The 17,558-nt window shown below is 45.4% G+C and carries 16 protein-coding genes; 8 read left to right on the top strand and 8 right to left on the bottom strand.

Annotated features, from left to right (window positions below):
* Positions 1-181: 181 nt before the first annotated feature.
* A complete protein-coding gene (locus QUB20_RS03155) occupies positions 182-1,381 on the bottom strand; it encodes a glycosyltransferase (RefSeq protein WP_333244620.1) in 1,200 nt (399 codons plus the stop codon).
* A gap of 395 nt (positions 1,382-1,776) precedes the next feature.
* Entirely contained in the window at positions 1,777-1,983 is a 207-nt protein-coding gene (locus QUB20_RS03150) for a hypothetical protein (RefSeq protein WP_333244617.1), read from the bottom strand.
* Positions 1,984-2,097: 114 nt separating this feature from the next.
* On the opposite strand from QUB20_RS03150, the gene QUB20_RS03145 reads away from it, so the two are divergent.
* Together QUB20_RS03145 and QUB20_RS03140 are read left to right on the top strand one after the other, a co-directional pair.
* Positions 2,098-2,424, top strand: coding sequence for an MgPME-cyclase complex family protein (locus QUB20_RS03145; protein WP_333244612.1), 327 nt, complete (start codon positions 2,098-2,100; stop codon positions 2,422-2,424).
* Complete coding sequence (locus QUB20_RS03140; protein ID WP_333244609.1) at positions 2,421-3,158, top strand: hypothetical protein; 738 nt, start codon at positions 2,421-2,423, stop codon at positions 3,156-3,158. The genes QUB20_RS03145 and QUB20_RS03140 overlap by 4 nt, the downstream gene beginning before the upstream one ends.
* A gap of 67 nt (positions 3,159-3,225) precedes the next feature.
* Here the strand turns inward: QUB20_RS03140 and QUB20_RS03135 are convergent, their stop codons facing one another.
* Positions 3,226-5,466 carry a tetratricopeptide repeat protein gene (locus QUB20_RS03135; protein ID WP_333244606.1) on the bottom strand — a complete coding sequence of 747 codons (2,241 nt, stop codon included), beginning with the start codon at positions 5,464-5,466 and terminating at the stop codon, positions 3,226-3,228.
* A 630-nt stretch (positions 5,467-6,096) separates the two neighbouring features.
* Positions 6,097-7,032, bottom strand: coding sequence for an NAD-dependent epimerase/dehydratase family protein (locus QUB20_RS03130; protein ID WP_333244604.1), 936 nt, complete (start codon positions 7,030-7,032; stop codon positions 6,097-6,099).
* 271 nt (positions 7,033-7,303) lie between these two features.
* Here QUB20_RS03130 and dnaG point away from each other — a divergent pair, with 271 nt between their 5' ends.
* Complete coding sequence (gene dnaG, locus QUB20_RS03125) at positions 7,304-9,322, top strand: DNA primase (RefSeq protein ID WP_333244601.1); 2,019 nt, start codon at positions 7,304-7,306, stop codon at positions 9,320-9,322.
* Between the two features lie 374 nt (positions 9,323-9,696).
* On the opposite strand, the gene QUB20_RS03120 is transcribed toward dnaG, so the two are convergent.
* A complete protein-coding gene (locus tag QUB20_RS03120) occupies positions 9,697-10,212 on the bottom strand; it encodes a pentapeptide repeat-containing protein (RefSeq protein WP_333042425.1) in 516 nt (171 codons plus the stop codon).
* Positions 10,213-10,226: 14 nt separating this feature from the next.
* Here QUB20_RS03120 and QUB20_RS03115 point away from each other — a divergent pair, with 14 nt between their 5' ends.
* Positions 10,227-10,820, top strand: a complete 594-nt coding sequence (locus QUB20_RS03115) for a YraN family protein (protein ID WP_333207659.1) — start codon at positions 10,227-10,229, stop codon at positions 10,818-10,820.
* Between the two features lie 201 nt (positions 10,821-11,021).
* On the opposite strand, the gene QUB20_RS03110 is transcribed toward QUB20_RS03115, so the two are convergent.
* Positions 11,022-11,411, bottom strand: coding sequence for a hypothetical protein (locus QUB20_RS03110; protein WP_006632408.1), 390 nt, complete (start codon positions 11,409-11,411; stop codon positions 11,022-11,024).
* 157 nt (positions 11,412-11,568) lie between these two features.
* On the opposite strand from QUB20_RS03110, the gene queA reads away from it, so the two are divergent.
* Complete coding sequence (queA, locus tag QUB20_RS03105) at positions 11,569-12,708, top strand: tRNA preQ1(34) S-adenosylmethionine ribosyltransferase-isomerase QueA (RefSeq protein WP_333244598.1); 1,140 nt, start codon at positions 11,569-11,571, stop codon at positions 12,706-12,708.
* 42 nt (positions 12,709-12,750) lie between these two features.
* Here queA and rpmF read toward each other — a convergent pair whose 3' ends face one another.
* The gene (gene rpmF / locus QUB20_RS03100) at positions 12,751-12,924 is read right to left on the bottom strand and encodes a 50S ribosomal protein L32 (RefSeq protein WP_006632406.1); all 174 of its coding nucleotides are present in this window, start codon (positions 12,922-12,924) and stop codon (positions 12,751-12,753) included.
* A 176-nt stretch (positions 12,925-13,100) separates the two neighbouring features.
* The gene (locus tag QUB20_RS03095; RefSeq protein ID WP_333057184.1) at positions 13,101-13,577 is read right to left on the bottom strand and encodes a TM2 domain-containing protein; all 477 of its coding nucleotides are present in this window, start codon (positions 13,575-13,577) and stop codon (positions 13,101-13,103) included.
* A gap of 416 nt (positions 13,578-13,993) precedes the next feature.
* Between QUB20_RS03095 and acsF the strand changes: the two genes are divergently transcribed.
* From acsF to QUB20_RS03080, 3 genes are all read left to right on the top strand, one after another.
* Entirely contained in the window at positions 13,994-15,070 is a 1,077-nt protein-coding gene (acsF, locus tag QUB20_RS03090) for a magnesium-protoporphyrin IX monomethyl ester (oxidative) cyclase (protein ID WP_333057206.1), read from the top strand.
* 160 nt (positions 15,071-15,230) lie between these two features.
* Positions 15,231-16,112 (top strand): hypothetical protein, encoded by an 882-nt coding sequence (locus QUB20_RS03085; RefSeq protein WP_333233623.1) that lies wholly within the window; start codon positions 15,231-15,233, stop codon positions 16,110-16,112.
* A gap of 14 nt (positions 16,113-16,126) precedes the next feature.
* Entirely contained in the window at positions 16,127-17,506 is a 1,380-nt protein-coding gene (locus QUB20_RS03080; protein ID WP_333278176.1) for a site-specific DNA-methyltransferase, read from the top strand.
* The last annotated feature ends 52 nt before the right edge of the window (positions 17,507-17,558 follow it).

Below are 17,558 nucleotides of genomic sequence, written 5' to 3'. Positions count from 1 at the left end.
AAGATGCCTGTTCCACAAACAATAAAGAATTACAGCTTAATTCAAGGAACAGGCAAGATGCCTGTTCCACAAACAATTAATTTTCCTGTGGGGAGTAGGGGTTGGGCAGGAGATCCCGCCCTTGAAAGACTTATTAATAATGGTGCAAGATGTCAGTTAATCCATAGGTTTTGCACCATTCTCAAGCACTCTCAAACAGCGCCACTAATTTTTTTGCCTCTAAATCAACATTGTGTTGTTGAGCAACCCGTTCTGCTCCTGTTTTCCCCATTTGTTCTAGCTTTTCTAAAGGTGCTTCCAATACCGCGCGCATCGCTACGGCTAATGCTTCTGCGGAACCGGGAGGAACTAACCAACCGCAAACACCGGGTTCTACGAGTTCCGGGATGCCAGCAACATAGGTGCTAATTACGGGCCGATTGAGAGCGAGGGCTTCCATAATTACGACGGGCAAACCTTCAGCAAAACTAGGCAATACCATTGCCCGTGAAGCTAAAATCTCTTGCTGAACTCGATCGCCACTGGCCCAACCGGTAATTTCTATATGGTTTTGCAAACCAAGTTGCTGAATCTGCTGTTCAATATCCGATCGCAGCGGCCCGTCTCCTACGAGTACCAACTTAAACTCTAAGCCTTGAACTGCTAACTTGCTAGCAGCTTCTAGCAATAATAAATGACCTTTTTGTTCGCTGAGCCGGCCAATGCAAGCTAAGCGGGGTGCTGCGGGTATGGGGACGTAGGGTGCAGTTAAAAATGCAGCATCTACGCCGCAGTGTATGACGTGAATTTTTGACCAAAAAGTGCGATCGCACCACCGAAAAAGCTGACTTTTACCGAAGGAACTAACTGCTGCTACAAAGGTCGATCGTTTAATTTTTTCGTCTAAGGAAAGAAGTGTGGCTTTATCAAATTCTTCAGGGCCGTGAACAGTGAAACTGTAAGTCGGGCCGCCCAGCACGTGGCACAGCATAGCGACTGTTGTGGAATTTGTCCCGAAGTGAGCGTGAACGTGTGCTGTACCGGATTCTGCAAACCAATTTAAAAGAATGCAAGCTTCTGCTAAATAAGCTAGATGCAGCAAAATCCCCCGTTCCGAGTGCCAGCCAACTTTGAACATTAACCGCACAGCTTCGATGAATCGAATTGGTCTAGTTGTGGCAACGCGCAGCAAACCCCACGCTAACCCCTGTACACCAACTCCTAAGATTACTTTAGTTGATTCTTGCTCTAGTTTGTCGGCCTCATCAACGAGTTCTGACTCGCAGGATCGGATCGAAAAACGTGCGACTTTCATGCCGCATTTTTCAACGGCTAGCACTTCTCTGCGGACAAAGCTGTGGCTGACTTTGGGATATTGGTTGACTAAATAAGCGATGTTCATGAACGGGGAGAAAATTTTATGGTAAAACTTAGATTAGTTTAGCCTTTGGCTGCAATACGTGGGCAACAAATTTAGCTGATTTGTTGAGCTTATTTGAGCAGGGGCGGAGGGCGATCGCTTTTGGTGGGATGGGGGAAGTGACAGCGGGGCGATCGCTATTTGGGTCAGAGCAAATCAATCCACACATTTTACATTTTTAATACAATAGTCACGACACTTTTTAGGTAGTAGTCACAAACCGTTGATTTTCACGCAGGCAGCTCGATCGCTCGATCGCCCTGAAAGCCTTTTTTCAGGGTTCCCAATTAAAAACTGTCCGAAGTGTTTTCCTGTTATGCAAACCACTCCCAATCAGGTTTAACAGCCCCCAGATTGCCTCAATAATTGGTAATTATTCAACCTGCAATTCCATCTAATTTCCTATTGTGGCCTAAATTTCCCCGAAAATCACCAGCCCGAAAAATAATCGCCCAAATCCCCAAACAACCAGCAACTCTCGCAACTCTCACAACTCCCCCAACTCTCACCACCAAAGATTTTTCTGAGGCGACTTGCTCTGCATCTACCCAAGATGACAGCAAATAAGGTAAAGTAAACGGCACAAGAGTCTAGAACTCTCCAACTGCCGCAACTCGGCAAACCCGCCCCTGACCAGCAAAACTGGCCAGTACAGGCGGCATTAACCGCTAACCGTCAACCCCTAACAACCGAGAAAAATGCAAACCTACTACTACGTTTTAGCCAGCCAACGCTTTTTGCTAGAAGAAGAAGCCCTAGATGAAGTGTTTAAAGAAAGAACTCGCAACTACAACGAACAAGAAAAACAAATAGACTTCTGGTTGGTCAAACAGCCCGCTTTCCTAGAAGCACCGACAATGGCAGAAGTTAAAGCAAAATGCCCTCAGCCAGCCGCCGCCATTATTTCCATCGATCCTGTCTTCATCACCTGGTTGAAACTGCGATTAGAATATGTACTGACAGGGGAATTTGAAGCACCATCACCAACTATTCCTGATGCCCTTGCATCCCTACAGACAGCATGAATAAAAGAGCAAAATATCCGACAAAACAACTAACAACAATTAGGGGTAAATTGTACAAATTTATTTTGTCTCTCCCCCTATTTTCTGCTACTTCGCTAGCCCTTTCGGTATTGACAATTTTATCGAGTTCTGTTAAAGCTGAGTCGAGCTGCCAACCGCCCCAGTCCGATGAATATCTACTGTTAATTGTCACCCCAACACCCGAACAGCAAGAAAGAGCAAAACGCTCTTTCCCTGGAAATACTAACAACACAGTTTGTCGGTACATCAATGACACGGTGACGCGAGTTGGTGGCTTTCGCGACTCGCAAATCGCGGGCGATTGGGTTAAATACATCGAAGATGTTGTCGGATTGCAAGCTTACGTAGTACGATCGCCCGCAGTGGCACTACCCCAAAATTTGCCAGTCTACAACCCTCAGCCAGCACCAGGTTTTGAACCAATCACCAATCCTTCAACGGGCAATCTTGCCTTCAATCCCCAACCCCTCGGCCCTGGTTATGCAGTGTTAGTCGATTACTTCAACCAACCGGAATTAGCAGGCCAAGTCAGGCAAGCATTAGGCACACAAGTAGGCTTAGCTTCCTACGGTCAGCGTCCCTTTTTATTCGTCGCTTATACAACGGATCAAAACGCCGCTACTGCAGCAGTAAAAACATTGAGCGATCGAGGTTTTTGGCCGATGTTAGTAGACAGCCGCCGAGTTACCGTAATTGCTCCTGCTGTTCGCTAAAAGATAAAACTTGGCAATTCTAATTGCTTCTTTTCAAACAAAGTCCGCTTAAGGGAACTAATAACAATTATTGTTGTTGTTCGGATTCTAGCGGGCTGCTTCCTAGCTGACTTTCTGCCCGCTTTTTTGCTTCCATTGCCGCTCCGTAATCGGGTTTGTAGCGAATTGCTTTGTCATAGGAGGCGATCGCATCTTCGTATCTTTTTACCGCCACAAGCGCATTGCCGCGGCTGTACCAGGCTTCCGAGTAGTCAGGCTTGACATAGACGGCTTCATTGTAAGAGACTAGCGCATCTTCGTACCGCTTTAAATTGGACTGAGCATTGCCTCTATTGTACCACGCTTGATATTCTTTCGGGTTTAAATCTAAGGCTCTGCTGTAACACTCAATTGCTTGTTCGTACCTGCGTAATTCGTGATATGACCAACCTAAATTGTACCATGCTTGATAATAATCAGGTTTTAATTTGACAGCTTTTTCGTAAGCTTCTACCGCTTCTTCATGTCGGCGCATTTTCAGCAAAGCGATGCCTTTACTGTACCACCCTTGATAAAAATTGGGCTGAAACCGCACGGCTTTTTCGTAGGCTTCAAAAGCTTCTTGGTTTTTGTTTAATTCTAGGAAGACATTGCCTAAATTGTACCAAGCTTCATAATTATCGAATTTGATTTCAACTGCTTTTTGATAGGATTCTACGGCTCGATCGTACTGTTTTAATTTTTGGTAAGCTTGTCCCCGATTGTACCAAGCACCGTACAAATTGGGCTGAAATTGTACAGCTTTTTCGTAGGAGACGATCGCTTCTTCGTACCGCTGCGAATCTAAGAGAACATCGCCTCTGCCTTCCCACGCTGCGGCATAGTCGGGCTGGATTTTCAAAGCGTTATCAAAAGATGCGATCGCCTCTTGAGACTGCTGCAATTTATCCAAAGCATAACCCCGCCCCGTCCAAGCTTCTAAGTATTCCGGCTTTAATTCTATGGCTCGATCGTAAGCTGATTGCGATTCTTCGTATTTTTTCAATTCGTACAAAGTTTTGGCTTTTTCCTGCCAAACTTCCGCGTAGTCCGGCCTGAGATTTATTGCTCGCTCATACGCTGCTAGAGCTTCTTCAAATCGGCTTAAATTGTAAAGAGTATTGCCTCGGTTGTATAAATCAGTTGCATTGGCAGAATTAAAAGTGTTTACACCATAAATTGATGCTATAATACTGATGCCAATTAAACTGGCGATCGACAATATTTTTAAATACAGTTTTTTTCGAGATTTGAGCGGCATCTTCGCAGCAGCCACCGGAGGCAATACAGGAACTGTACCGCTGAAAGAATTTTTCAATTCTTTAATAGCTTGCAGCGTTTCGCCGGCACTAGAATAACGTTGCCGAAAATCGTACTTTACCATCTTATCTAAAATAGTCGCAAATTCAGGACTGACTGATGTTTTGTCCTGCCAAATTATTTCCTCTGTCTCGGTATTTTTTGGCATTTGGTGAGGATTTATGCCAGTGAGGAACTGAATTGCGATCGCACCGACGGCATAGATATCGCTGCTGAGTTTCGGGTTGCCGTGAGCTTGTTCGCTGGGCATATAACCGGGAGTACCGATGCTGACACTCAAGCTATTCTTGGGCTGAGGATTGGTGATTTGAGTAGTAATTTCTTTGACTGCGCCGAAGTCAATTAAAACTAATTTTCCGTCTCTATCTCTGCGGAGGATATTGCGGGGATTGACATCGCGGTGAATCACATTTTGCTGGTGTACAAAGTCTAAAATTTCGAGAAGTTCCTGCAATATACAAATCACGGCATCTTCCTGCATGACTCCCGCAGTTCCTCCTTGGTAAGAGGAACCCCCCTCAGCCCCCCCTTGGTAAGGGGGGGAGCCAAGTCCAGCCCCCCCTTGGTAAGGGGGGGAGCCAAGTCCAGCCCCCCCTTGATAAGGGGGGGAGCCAAGTCCAGCCCCCCCTTGGTAAGGGGGGGTTTGGGGGGGTATAATTTCTTGACTTAAATCGTGGCCTTCTATAAATTCTTGAACTAGGTAAAATTCTTGATTTTCTTCAAAGTAAGCAAAAAGTCGGGGAATGCGATCGTGATTTCCCAACTTGTACAAAACTTGTGCTTCCGTATCGAATAAACGTCTTGCTACCTGTAGAGTTTCGGGATCGGTTGCGTGAGGTTTAAGCTGCTTGACGACGCAGAGGTGATTGCCTGGTAGCTGCTTATCTTCAGCTAAATAAGTTTGAGCAAATCCGCCGCCTCCCAAGTGACGGATAATGCTGTAGCGATTGCCGAGTGTTATTCCAAGCATGAGATTTACCTAATATTCCTAGTCTTTTGGAGAATTAGCTTCCCACCAAGCTGTCAATCGATTTTAGATTTTAGATTTTAGATTTTAGATTAAAGAATTGAAGCATTGACTTGCGCGAGATAAATACGTTCGGCAAGTTTCATCGGATACAGGTTTTTTATTTCTGGATCCTGAGTCTGCTTTCGGAATGAATCCGGGGGCTTGTATCCTAGATGCTTTCGGTCACATCTTCCGCATTTGAAAATTCTAACATGGCCTCTCTAAATTTTTTAATGGGTCGAACCGCAACTGGGGAGTTTGAATTTCAATAAAATCAATTTTAGGGTGAAATCCCTTGTGAGTTCTTCAATCATTAATTTAGTTCCATCTGTTTTTCCTGTATTGTACAAAGCTAGCTCGTCTAATGCCTCCCGATTTAGAACTTTTCAATAATTACAACAGAGGTGTCGTTGTTGAGTTTTGCTATCCCCTCTAAGTAGCTATTTTTGGGTGCGATGTAAGGTCGCTGTGCGAACTTTACGGTCACAGTCTGTTGGCTTTCTTTCTTGTTCCCTCCCCTTACTAAGGGGAGGGTTAGGGTGGGGTTCTAGATTTTTTCGGACATTAAGATGCTCCCACTATAACTTAACTTCAAACGGCTTTCAAAATCTCGTCATCAACTGAAAAATCTATCTCAGCTTTGCCCCGCCCCGAAACTACATAATCATTCTGAAAAGAATCTTTTAAGCCAGAAACTAAGTCAAATTCCGGCTGCCAGTTAAGCTCGGTGACAGCTTTATTAACTGAAGCGAAAAAGTGCTGCAATCTCATCGGAAAAGCTTTCTTTTTGCCGAAGTCAAATTGTTTCGGATCGTAGTGTACAATCTTAATAGCATCAGGGGATTTGCCTGCCGCTTGAATGCAGGCGCGGGCTAAACCGTCAAAGGTGACAAATCGATCGCCCGAAACGTTGTAAATTTGCCCGATCGCCCTTTCGTTGCCCAAAACCGCCGCCATTGCTTTAGCCAAATCCTGACAGTGCCCCAACTGCGTGAAGTGCATTCCGTTACCGGGAATCGGAATTGGTCGATCGCGCACAATGCGATCGAAAAACCAAGCCTCTAAATCGTTATAATTTTGGGGGCCGTAAATGTAAGTCGGGCGAATCGAAGTCCAAGGCAAACCGGACTCGGCCAAGTAATTTTCGGTTTCGCATTTACCCAAATGCCGGCTTTTAGGATCAGTAGCGTCCCCTTCAATATGAGGCATTTGATCCGACTTCAAATAAACCCCCGCAGAGCTCATGTAAACAAAGTGCTGCACCCGCCCTTTAAATATTTCAGCTAAAGGCTTTGTATCGCTGAGTTCGCGGCCGTTGTTGTCAAAAACCGCGTCAAACTCGACCGTCGATAACTTTTCTTTTAGTTGTTCGACATTTGTGCGATCGCCCTGAATCTGTTTTACGCCCGCAACCGGTACAGGCTTGTTGCCCCGGTTAAACAACACCACTTCATGCCCTTGTGCTGCTAAAATCTTAGTAAGATAAACCCCAATAAACCGAGTACCGCCCATCATTAAAATTCGCATTAATTTCGATGCTCCTTACAGTTAGTATAAATATCTTACAATAAAGTTATGCCCTAGGGCGTGTTTTCTATCCCCGGAGATCCCCCTAAATCCCCCTTAAAAAGGGGAGTAGGGGTTGACTTTGACACTGATTATTTCACCTTTTTAAGGAGGCTGGGATTTTGAATCTCATGAGAAATCACTCAGAGTAGATAATTCATCCGTGTATCCGTGTCCTCATCCGTGTAGTGCTTTCCTTCTCCAACACTTTCAATTTGCCTAAAATAGCCCTATGCAAGTTCCCCGCCTGCATCCAGAAACAATCGAAGAAGTCAAACAAAGAGCAGACATAGTAGACGTTATTTCCGGTCGCGTCGTCTTGCGGAAACGCGGGAAAGAATTCGTAGGTTTGTGTCCCTTTCACGACGAAAAATCTCCCAGCTTTACTGTCAGTCCCGGCAAACAAATGTATTATTGTTTCGGCTGCGGTGCAGGGGGCAATGCTTTTAAGTTTCTCATGGAATTGGAGAAACGCCCTTTCAGCGAAGTAGTATTAGAATTAGCTAAAAATTATCAAGTCCCCGTCAAAACTGTCGAACCGGAACACCGACAAGAATTGCAGCGGCAAATTTCCCTGCGGGAACAACTCTATGAAATCTCAGCACTAACAGCCAACTTTTACGAACACGCTTTGCGGCAAACCCAAGGAGAAGAACCCTTAGCTTATCTCAAATCAGAACGCCAGCTAAGCGAAGAAACTATCCAACAATTTCAATTAGGTTATGCACCCCAAGGTTGGGAAGCACTTTACAGTTATTTAGTAGAACAGAAAAACTATCCCGCGCAATTAGTAGAACAAGCTGGATTAATTGTACCCCGAAAAAATGGCGGCAGCGGTTATTACGATCGCTTCCGCAATCGCATTATGATTCCCATTCGCGATACCCAAGGCAGAGTCATCGGTTTCGGCGGCAGAGCTCTCGGCGACGAACAGCCGAAATACCTCAATTCTCCCGAAACAGAACTCTTCGATAAAGGCAAAACTTTATTCGCCTTAGATACAGCAAAAACAGCCATTAGCAAAGCCGATCGCGCAGTGGTTGTAGAGGGATACTTTGATGCGATCGCACTTCAGGCCGCCGGCATCTCCAACGCCGTCGCTTCCCTCGGCACAGCCTTAAGTTTAAACCAAGTACGGCAGTTATTGCGGTACACTGACTCCAAACAAATTATCCTCAACTTCGACGCCGACAAAGCAGGAACTCAAGCAGCAGAACGCGCTATTGGAGAAATAGAAAAACTCGCTTATCAAGGAGAAGTGCAACTGCGGGTGCTCAACATTCCCGACGGCAAAGATGCCGACGAATACCTCAAAACATACTCCCCAGAACAATATCGAGAATTGCTCGAAAATGCTCCGTTGTGGCTCGACTGGCAACTGCAACAAATGCTAGTCAATCAAGATTTGAAGCAAGCCGATACTTCCCAGCAAGTCACAAAAAAAATAATTAATTTATTAACCAATATCACTGACGACAATCAGCTAGCACATTACCTGCAGAAGTGTGCCGAAATTCTCAGCAAAGGAGATTTTAGACTCACAAAAATGATTGCTGAAAACTTGCTCAATCAAGTAGTCAGCGATTGGGCAAAGCGGCAGAGTCAAGACGAATCTTTGACAATGCCCCTGTTAATTAGAAACAAGCTGAAGCCGAACAAACAATATAAAAAGCAGCGTGCAAGCGGCGAAAACAAAAGCTCAAAATCTAGCTTATCAGCCGTAGCCCGCAGTCTTTTAGAAGAAGCAGAAGCGCAATTATTGCAGATTTATTTGCACTGTCCCGAATATCGCCAAGATGTCATAGAAGCAATAGAAGCTAGAGACGTGCAGTTTAGCCTTTCTCACCACAGATTTTTGTGGCACCAGATTGTGAATGCAGAAATATTGCACAAAATGTCTTTACAAGTAGCGCCTTCAGAGTTAATATTGAAATTGCAAGATAGCTTCATTGAATATCCGAATCAACTCAATCAAATCTCGCATTTATTTCACTTAAATGAGTTCTCAGAAAGAAATGTTTATCGCGCACCTCTAGTCATTAGATCTGCCCTCGCCTGTATCGAGCAAATTATCAGCATGAAGCGCCGCCGGATTGCACTCAATATGTGGGAAAAAGCCAAGGCCGCTAGCAGTGGCGAAGAGGCTATAGAATATCACCAACTATTCTGTGCCGAACAAGAATGGCTCAAGGAATTAGAGCGGCTGCGTCAAGTTAATTTTTACGATTTAACATCCGTGCCTTGGGGCTAATACCCTTTTAGATTTTAGATTTTAGATTTTAGATTGGAGATTGGAGATTGGAGATGACTCGTTCGATATAGGTGGGAAGCTAGGGCTGTTTCGGGGCAACCACGGGGAGTAGGGGTCGGATTGCCCCTACCGAAAAGCAGGGTTTTGTAGGGGCGGTGCCCCGTGCCCGCCCAGCCCATAGACGAGCGGGTAGGGGTTTCAGATATCGGGGCAACCACGGGGAGTAGGGGTCGGATTGCCCCTACAAGAGAATGAAACAGCCCTGGGTTTGAAGCTTGCGTGCGGTTACATTTTTTTAAACTGATATAAGGAATAAAGTCCCTACTAAGAACCCGTTTGTACTAAGGACTTTATTACTTTATTCAACGACCCTTTTAATAATCGCAAAAAAGAGTTTCGCGAGTATCTCTACCCGTCACGGGATTAGTACCTTTTGCCACTTTACAAAGTTTTTCTATCATATCGTCTCGCAGCAGTGTCTCTGTAAAATCAGCACCGTCAATAATAGCTCCTTCGAGTCTGGTATTGTAAGCAAAAGCACCCTCAAGGATAGCATTAGTTAAATTTGCTTTCATCATGCGAGCTAAATCTAAAGTAGCACCCGTGAAATTAGCGCCTTCTAAATTTGCTTCTTCCATATTGGCCGCAAAAAAGCTGACGCCCCGCAAATCTGCATTAGTAAAATTGCTGTTGCGAAGATTGGCTTTATTAAAACTGTCGTCAGTCAGAACTTGACCAGTAAAATCAGCCCCGACTAGGATTTCTTTGTCGTGATCCAAAGCGAAAGCCGGTGCGGGATTAATGCCGATCGCCCCAGCGGCAATTACTGCTAAAATAACAAAACTCAGCAAGAAAGTATAAATATGTTGGCGAATTCGAGAAATCATCATACAAGTTCAAGCTAATGAGCAGTCGTGACAGTTCTGAATTGAATTCTACCAGAAAGCGCGTCAAGCGTAGCTATCCCGTAGGGAATCGCCCGCTTGCCACCGCTGACTCCAATTCCCCCCAATCCCCAAACTCTAGGGATATCGGCACATTGGGAGAAAACTTAGTCGCCGAGTGGTTGCAGCAGCAAGGTTGGGAAATCCTGCACCGGCAGTGGCACTGTCGCTGGGGAGAGATTGACATCATCGCACTCGGAAGAGATGAAGAAAGCGCAAAAAACCGAAGTCTTCCCAATCACACATCCCAAACATTAGCATTTGTAGAGGTGAAAACTCGCCGCCGGGGAAATTGGGATGCGGGTGGAATGTTGGCTATTAATACCACAAAACAAGCCAAACTTTGGCAAACAGCCGAAATATTTTTAAGCACCCATCCAGATTTAGCCAATAATTATTGTCGCTTTGATGTCGCTTTAGTCAGGTGCGAACCTTCACAACAAAACACTAAGCAAATCTTACCACCATTAACAGCAGCGAACTCTCAATCCGCCGTTGCAGGTAACTACCGACTCACCCTGCAAGAATACATTCGATCGGCTTTTAGCATTTAAAAATATATAATAATTAAAATTTAGAGGGTAAAATCTCAAACCAATGCCCCTAGGTCATTTTTAATTGTTAACTTGCCTAGGCTGTCGCGCAGTTCTCTCTTGAGCTTTAACGGAGCTGAAAAAAGCGTTAAATCTTCTCCCGCTTTCCCCTTCTCTCCCTCTCCTGTTCTGTCATCACAGTTAATGTATATGCGTAGCAATCTAGGCCAGAGTTTCCGGGCAATATCCCAGACCCTTGACAAACTGCTGGCGAAACGCTTCAATTTCTTTGCGGTCAGGGCTGCCGTGACAAACCACGGCCACCTGGTAGCGGCGCATCACGCTCAGTGGCGACTGTCCGGTTTCCAAACTCCAAAGCGCCATTTGCAAGCGAATTTCAGGATCGTAAGGAATCCCGAGTTCGTTCATAAAAGCCCGAAAATCCCCGTGCATTTCGGGAGTTAAGTATTGGCTCATTTTCACCTTTACCACCCAGCCGTCAATTTGGTGAATAACAGTGATAAATTGCAAGGGAAGATGATGAGCCGTGCGTAGGTAATCCACGACTCTCAGAGTAAGGCTAGTATTGGCGATGTAGTAGAGGTATTCCATAACGATCCTTATGAGCCTTATGAGCAAAGCTGATGCTATACCTCTATCGTCGCGGACTCTACCCGCCACCACAAGGGGAAAAGCACCCGACTTTGAATGGGGGTTTTTACCCAATTTGTTACCCAGTTGACAGATCGATCGCACAGGAATTCACTTGATGACAGAGATGGACTGGTCTTTGGACGGCTACGACTACGAACTTCCGCCCTCGCGCATTGCCCAAAATCCCGTAGTGCCGAGGGACAGTTCTCGCTTGCTGGCTGTAGATTCTCCCAACAGCCACCAACACCGGATTTTTAGGGATTTACCCGATTTGCTGCAACCGGGCGACTTGCTGGTACTGAACAACACCCGCGTGCTGCCAGCGAGGCTCTACGGGCACAAACCCAACGGCCCGGCTGTGGAGATATTATTGATGGAAGAACGGCAGCACAACTGTTGGCTGGCTTTGGTTAAACCGGGGAAACGCTTAAAGTTGGGATCGCAAATTGAGTTTGATCCCATCGCCCCTGCCGATGAGAACTCTACCACAGCTCCTTGCTGTTGCCGAACCGATGCCACGATCCCCGATCGTCGTCGATTGACTGCAACAGTTATAGAGAGGGACGACGCAACAGGAGGACGGCTGTTGGAGTTTGACATCCCCACAGATGAGAATCTGGTGAAGTTTTTGGACGAATACGGCCACGTACCCTTGCCGCCCTACATCGACCATTCCCAAGCTTCAGCGGAACAGTACCAGACTGTTTATGCCGATCGGCTTGGGGCGGTGGCTGCCCCCACAGCAGGCCTGCACTTCACCGAAGAATTGTTCAGCCGCTTGGAACAGCGGGGAATCGAAAAAACTTTTGTCACCTTACACGTCGGAGTAGGGACGTTTCGCCCGGTGGAGGTGGCAGACGTGACGGCTCACAAAATGCACGGCGAATGGGTGGAAGTACCCGCCGCCACCGTTGAGAAAATCCGGGAAACTAAAGCCAGAGGCGGGCGGATCATTGCCGTGGGTACCACAGCAGTCCGAGCTTTAGAGGGAGCCGCCGCCGCGAGTGGCGATTTTTCCTTGCAACCTTTTTGTGGCCCGACCGATTTGTTTATCTACCCTGGTTACAAGTGGCGGGTTGTAGAGGGGATGATTACCAATTTTCACTTGCCCCGCTCTACTTTGATGATGATGGTGAGTGCGATGATTGGAAGGCCTCGGCTGTTGGATTTGTACCGAGAAGCGATCGAGCATCAGTACCGCTTTTATTCCTTTGGCGATGCCATGCTGATTTTACCAGCAGCAAAAAAGGATTGATCGATCGGGCATCGGGTTCGCCCCATGCCCGGTATGCCGTTTCTATTCTTCCTCCTCTTCTTCATTGCCGGGATACACGAAGCTGTTGGAACGTCCAGTCAGAACAGATTTGCCCAGAGACAGAGCTTTCTGAGCTGCCACGACAGCTTTGCGCTTCCATGTGGCCTTACGCATATTCTTCTTGGATTTGGAGGTTTTCTTCTTAGGGACTGCCATGACGCTAAATACTTTCTGCTTATATAGACAAACAAACATTCTAGCCGATTTTGTCGGCAATGCTTACTCAAAAAACGGCAATAACTGCTCACCAACCAATATCAAGTAGTAAGGTGCGTCAGCGATTAGCTTCTGGAAAAATAGACAAAATCCCCTAGATCACGCACCCGCAGCAGCTAAAGTTCGTGAAAGTGGTAGATCACGACGCCAGTTACTGCATCGTTCTCGATACTCACATAATCCGTTTTGAGCAGTGCCGTGAAAGCCTCTTCCACTTCGGCAAAAGTAGCGCCGGTTGCCATCACCCCTTGGGTGACAGATAATCTTCCGTTCTTGGTATAAGCTGCCTTCAGGAGTTTAACCCCTAACTGATCTGGAGTTTGCTTGGAATATGTCGCGGCGATCGCCCCGTTGCTGGGATATAGCGGTATACCTTCGCGAGATACGCCGAGTTTGCCCCTGAGACTGGCATTGTGTTCGTCCACCATGTTCGGCAGCAGCAGCAAGTCAAACAATTGCCCAAACCCAAACAAACCAAAGGTAAACAGCCACAGCAAACCCGTACCAATCTTGCCGTTGTAGAGGCGGTGGAGTCCGAAGGGGCCGAAAAAACAAGCTGCCCATAAAAGGTAACTAACACCTAAATTGCTCATTTTCTGACCGTCCTGCCTGGTTATTCTAAGAATTGGAGTCCTTTTATCCATTTTGTACTTTCTATCTGGTGTTTGAACAGTTTGACACCAGCAGATATTTGTGCATAGTCCGAAGTTATTGGTTATTTACTACCAATTCCCCAATTCCCCATGCCCTAGGCCCCATGCCCCATGCCCCATGCCCATGCCCATGAGTAATTTTGCGTAGCAATTCTTAACGCCAGCAACATATTTTCGCGGGCGAGAGCTTGGTAAACTGGAGGGCGTGGAAATTACAGCAGCTTAGACCTGGATTCCACACGGAGCGCCAAAGCAAGCGCGCCGCCAGCGCTGGCCGGACATACACGAGCGCGATCGCCCGCAGTACCCGACAATGGAAACAAGCGAGTAGTTATAAGCAGAAATCCAATAAACATATGGTAGATTCCCTCAAAAAACCCACTTTTGAAGAACTGCGGCCGGGAGTGAAAGCCCCAGCCAAAGAAACTATTCTCACGCCGAGATTTTACACAACAGATTTTGACGAGATGGCCAAAATGGACATCTCGGTAAACGAAGCCGAACTAGAAGCAATTATCCAAGAGTTCCGCGTTGACTACAACAAAAACCACTTCGTGCGGGATGAGGAGTTCGCTCAATCTTGGGATCACATTGACGGCGAAAAACGCCAGTTGTTCATTGAGTTTCTAGAACGTTCATGCACCGCTGAGTTTTCTGGGTTCTTGCTTTACAAAGAATTGGGACGCAGGCTCAAAGACAAAAATCCAGTGCTCGCCGAGGGTTTCAACCTGATGTCCCGCGACGAAGCGCGGCACGCCGGATTCCTCAACAAAGCGCTGTCCGACTTTAATTTGTCCCTGGATTTGGGTTTCTTGACAAAGAGCCGCAGTTACACATTCTTTAAGCCGAAGTTTATTTTCTACGCGACTTACTTGTCTGAAAAGATTGGTTATTGGCGCTACATCACGATTTACCAGCACTTAAAAGCCCATCCTGAAGACCAGATTTATCCGATTTTCCGATTCTTTGAAAATTGGTGCCAGGATGAAAACCGCCACGGAGATTTCTTCGATGCGGTGATGAGAGCTCAGCCTCAGATGTTGAACGATTGGCGCGCTAAGCTGTGGTGCCGTTTCTTCTTGCTGTCGGTGTTCGCGACAATGTATCTCAATGATATCCAGCGTGCGGGTTTTTATCGATCGCTCGGTCTAGATGCTCGCGAATACGACATCGAAGTCATCAAAAAGACCAACGAAACAGCAGGCCGCGTATTCCCCGTCATGCTGGACGTGAACAATCCAGAATTTTATGAACGGCTGGATATTTGCCTCAAGAACAATCAGCAGTTGACAGCAATTGTTGCTTCTAATACTCCGAAATTCTTGCAATTCTTCCAAAAATTGCCTTTGTACTTGTCGAACGGCTGGCAGTTGTTGAAGCTGTACTTCATGAAAACAATTGAATCACCTTCAGTACAGGGCGCTGTGCGTTAAGTTTTGATTTTTCATCCTCTGTGACGGCGGTTCTGCGGCAAGCAGAGCCGCTTTTTTTAGGTATAATGTTAGATTAGTTTTGATGCTCGATCGTGCGATCGAGTTTCAAATTCAAGCGAAATTTATGAAGGAGTTAATTGTGAGATGAAGGGTGAGTAATATGATATCGGGAAGACGCAACTCTTTTGTAGACTACAAAGCAGATGGACACAACTGGATAACTTTGATGACAGGAGAATACTATCCAGATATCTTACAAGAGGCTTGCCAACTTTACGAACCAGTTTTAGTAATGTTTGGGCAATTACTCAGGACTTCTGAATCATCAGTGCGCCTATTTATACAGATTTCTGAGGTTCCTAGCACATGGATGCGAGTTCAACTTCTCAGGGTGTTTCGCAAGTATGTTAGCCCTGAGATTCCAGTTGAAATGCTCAGAAGGAAAAAAAAGACAGCGGATATTTGCAATCAGTTTGGATCTCGTTTTAGGTCTGTTCAAGAAGTTCAAGCTGCATACATGACTCGTCCTATTCCTGACGAGGCAATGTCCGCTTTGTTGTGGGAATACAAAAGTCGTGGCAACAAAGGATACGACCTAACTGAAAGGTTTTTTTCCTTATTCCGCTTACATTTTCCATACTTGGCAATCCGAGGGCCAGAGCGAGCCGGAAAAGATATCCTGATGGGAAATGTCTTCGCAAACTATTCCAACCCGAAACGCCCAGTTGATTTTGCAATCTACGATATTAATGAAAATGAATTGCTGGCAATAGGATTAGCACGATATGATTCAGATAGAGGTGGTGCACAAGAAGACGATCGAACAGGCGGTTATCGTAGCTGTGCTGATGAAATCCTCAGTTACGCACAAAATCACAATTTAAGAACTAAGGTAATTTTTTTGAATGATGGGCCTGGTCTTTTACTCGGTTCAATGTGGGATGACTACGCAGATATTGAAAATAGTTGGCCAGATCAGATTATGGTATTGACACTGCGTATGGTTCCAGACCGAATTACAGTGGAATGGCTGCGTTCTTAAAAATAGGAGTGAGAATGGCTACTGGTATTTCAAAAAAACAATCGAAAGATCAAGCTACATCCAATCTTAATGAAAGTAAATTAAACAATAGCTTGGATGCGTGTTTTTTATATCCGGGAAAACAGCCTGCTAGTGAAGTTTTAGGCACTAAGAAAGCTAAATGTGTAAAATTGTGGGCTAACAATGAACAGCCAAGTGGGCTGGATGAAAACCGTATATACTATGGTGATAACTTGCCCATTTTAGCAAATTTACTTCAAGATAACTCTGTTCAAGGTAAAGTAAAATTAATTTACATAGATCCGCCTTTTGCAACGAAAACTATATTTAAATCGCGATCTCAGACTGATGCTTATTCTGACTTATTAGCAGGTAACAGCTATATTGAATTTATTCGTCAGAGGTTGATACTATTGAGAGAGTTATTAGCTGATGACGGCTCAATATATGTCCATCTTGATGATAAAATGGCATTTTATATCAAGGTGATTATGGATGAAATTTTTGGTCAACGCAATTTTAGAAATTGGATTACTCGCAAAAAATGTAATCCAAAGAACTACACAAAAAAGACTTACGGCAATGTTTCAGATTTTATCCTGTTTTATAGTAAATCAGATACTTATGTCTGGAATCGTCCTGTTGAAGAATGGACAGATAAGCGCGCCAACAAAGAATATGAATACATTGAAAAGGAAACTGGACGGCGATATAAAAAGGTTCCGATTCATGCGCCTGGAGTGCGAAATGGCGAAACTGGAAAGTCTTGGCGAGGGATGAATCCGCCACCGGGAAAGCATTGGCAATTTCCACCTCAAACACTAGATGAAATGGATGCTAGAGGGGAAATATATTGGTCTGCAACAGGAAATCCCCGTCGCAAGATATATTTGGATAGCAGTAGCGGGATTCCCGTACAAGATATTTGGCTAGAGTTTCGCGATGCTCACAATCAGAATATTAAAATTACAGGTTATCCAACTGAGAAAAACCGCGATTTACTTAGTCGAATTATTCGAGCTTCATCAAATCCTGATGATTTAGTGCTCGATTGCTTTGCTGGTTCTGGTACGACTTTGAGTGTGGCTTCGGAGTTTGGGAGGAGATGGATAGGAATTGATAATAGTTCTGAGGCGATCGCAACTACTTTGCGCCGTTTTGCTAAGGGTTGCGAACGAATGGGCGATTTTGTCAGCCAGCAAACATCGCTACACCAGAATCCATCGGATGACGAGTCTCGCCAATTATCGCTTTTTAACTTAGATGAATCTATATTTCAAGCTGAGTCTCCCTTAGAAAAAAGCGAGATGATTAATAACTTTGATCTTTATGCAACTGATTCGTTTGCTGGGGAACTAGAAGATATTGTGAGGCAATGGAGAGAATGGCAGTAGCAGCGGACAATAAAACTCACAAAAAGCATTCCGCCACATCGCAAAAATTGGC

This window comes from Microcoleus sp. B4-C2 (genome assembly GCF_036705265.1).
Classification (GTDB): Bacteria; Cyanobacteriota; Cyanobacteriia; order Cyanobacteriales; family Microcoleaceae; genus Microcoleus.
This window is presented reverse-complemented; position numbering and strand designations above follow the sequence as displayed.

Excerpts from the sequence above, each read along its gene's own strand:
- queA (WP_333244598.1), top strand. The coding sequence starts at position 11,569 with ATGACAGAGATGGACTGGTCTTTGGACGGCTACGACTACGAACTTCCG.
- rpmF (WP_006632406.1), bottom strand. The coding sequence starts at position 12,924 with ATGGCAGTCCCTAAGAAGAAAACCTCCAAATCCAAGAAGAATATGCGT.
- QUB20_RS03115 (WP_333207659.1), top strand. The coding sequence starts at position 10,227 with ATGAGCAGTCGTGACAGTTCTGAATTGAATTCTACCAGAAAGCGCGTC.
- QUB20_RS03080 (WP_333278176.1), top strand. The coding sequence starts at position 16,127 with ATGGCTACTGGTATTTCAAAAAAACAATCGAAAGATCAAGCTACATCC.
- QUB20_RS03120 (WP_333042425.1), bottom strand. The coding sequence starts at position 10,212 with ATGATGATTTCTCGAATTCGCCAACATATTTATACTTTCTTGCTGAGT.
- QUB20_RS03135 (WP_333244606.1), bottom strand. The coding sequence starts at position 5,466 with ATGCTTGGAATAACACTCGGCAATCGCTACAGCATTATCCGTCACTTG.
- QUB20_RS03130 (WP_333244604.1), bottom strand. The coding sequence starts at position 7,032 with ATGCGAATTTTAATGATGGGCGGTACTCGGTTTATTGGGGTTTATCTT.
- QUB20_RS03140 (WP_333244609.1), top strand. The coding sequence starts at position 2,421 with ATGAATAAAAGAGCAAAATATCCGACAAAACAACTAACAACAATTAGG.
- dnaG (WP_333244601.1), top strand. The coding sequence starts at position 7,304 with ATGCAAGTTCCCCGCCTGCATCCAGAAACAATCGAAGAAGTCAAACAA.
- QUB20_RS03110 (WP_006632408.1), bottom strand. The coding sequence starts at position 11,411 with ATGGAATACCTCTACTACATCGCCAATACTAGCCTTACTCTGAGAGTC.
- QUB20_RS03095 (WP_333057184.1), bottom strand. The coding sequence starts at position 13,577 with ATGAGCAATTTAGGTGTTAGTTACCTTTTATGGGCAGCTTGTTTTTTC.
- QUB20_RS03145 (WP_333244612.1), top strand. The coding sequence starts at position 2,098 with ATGCAAACCTACTACTACGTTTTAGCCAGCCAACGCTTTTTGCTAGAA.
- QUB20_RS03085 (WP_333233623.1), top strand. The coding sequence starts at position 15,231 with ATGATATCGGGAAGACGCAACTCTTTTGTAGACTACAAAGCAGATGGA.
- QUB20_RS03155 (WP_333244620.1), bottom strand. The coding sequence starts at position 1,381 with ATGAACATCGCTTATTTAGTCAACCAATATCCCAAAGTCAGCCACAGC.
- acsF (WP_333057206.1), top strand. The coding sequence starts at position 13,994 with ATGGTAGATTCCCTCAAAAAACCCACTTTTGAAGAACTGCGGCCGGGA.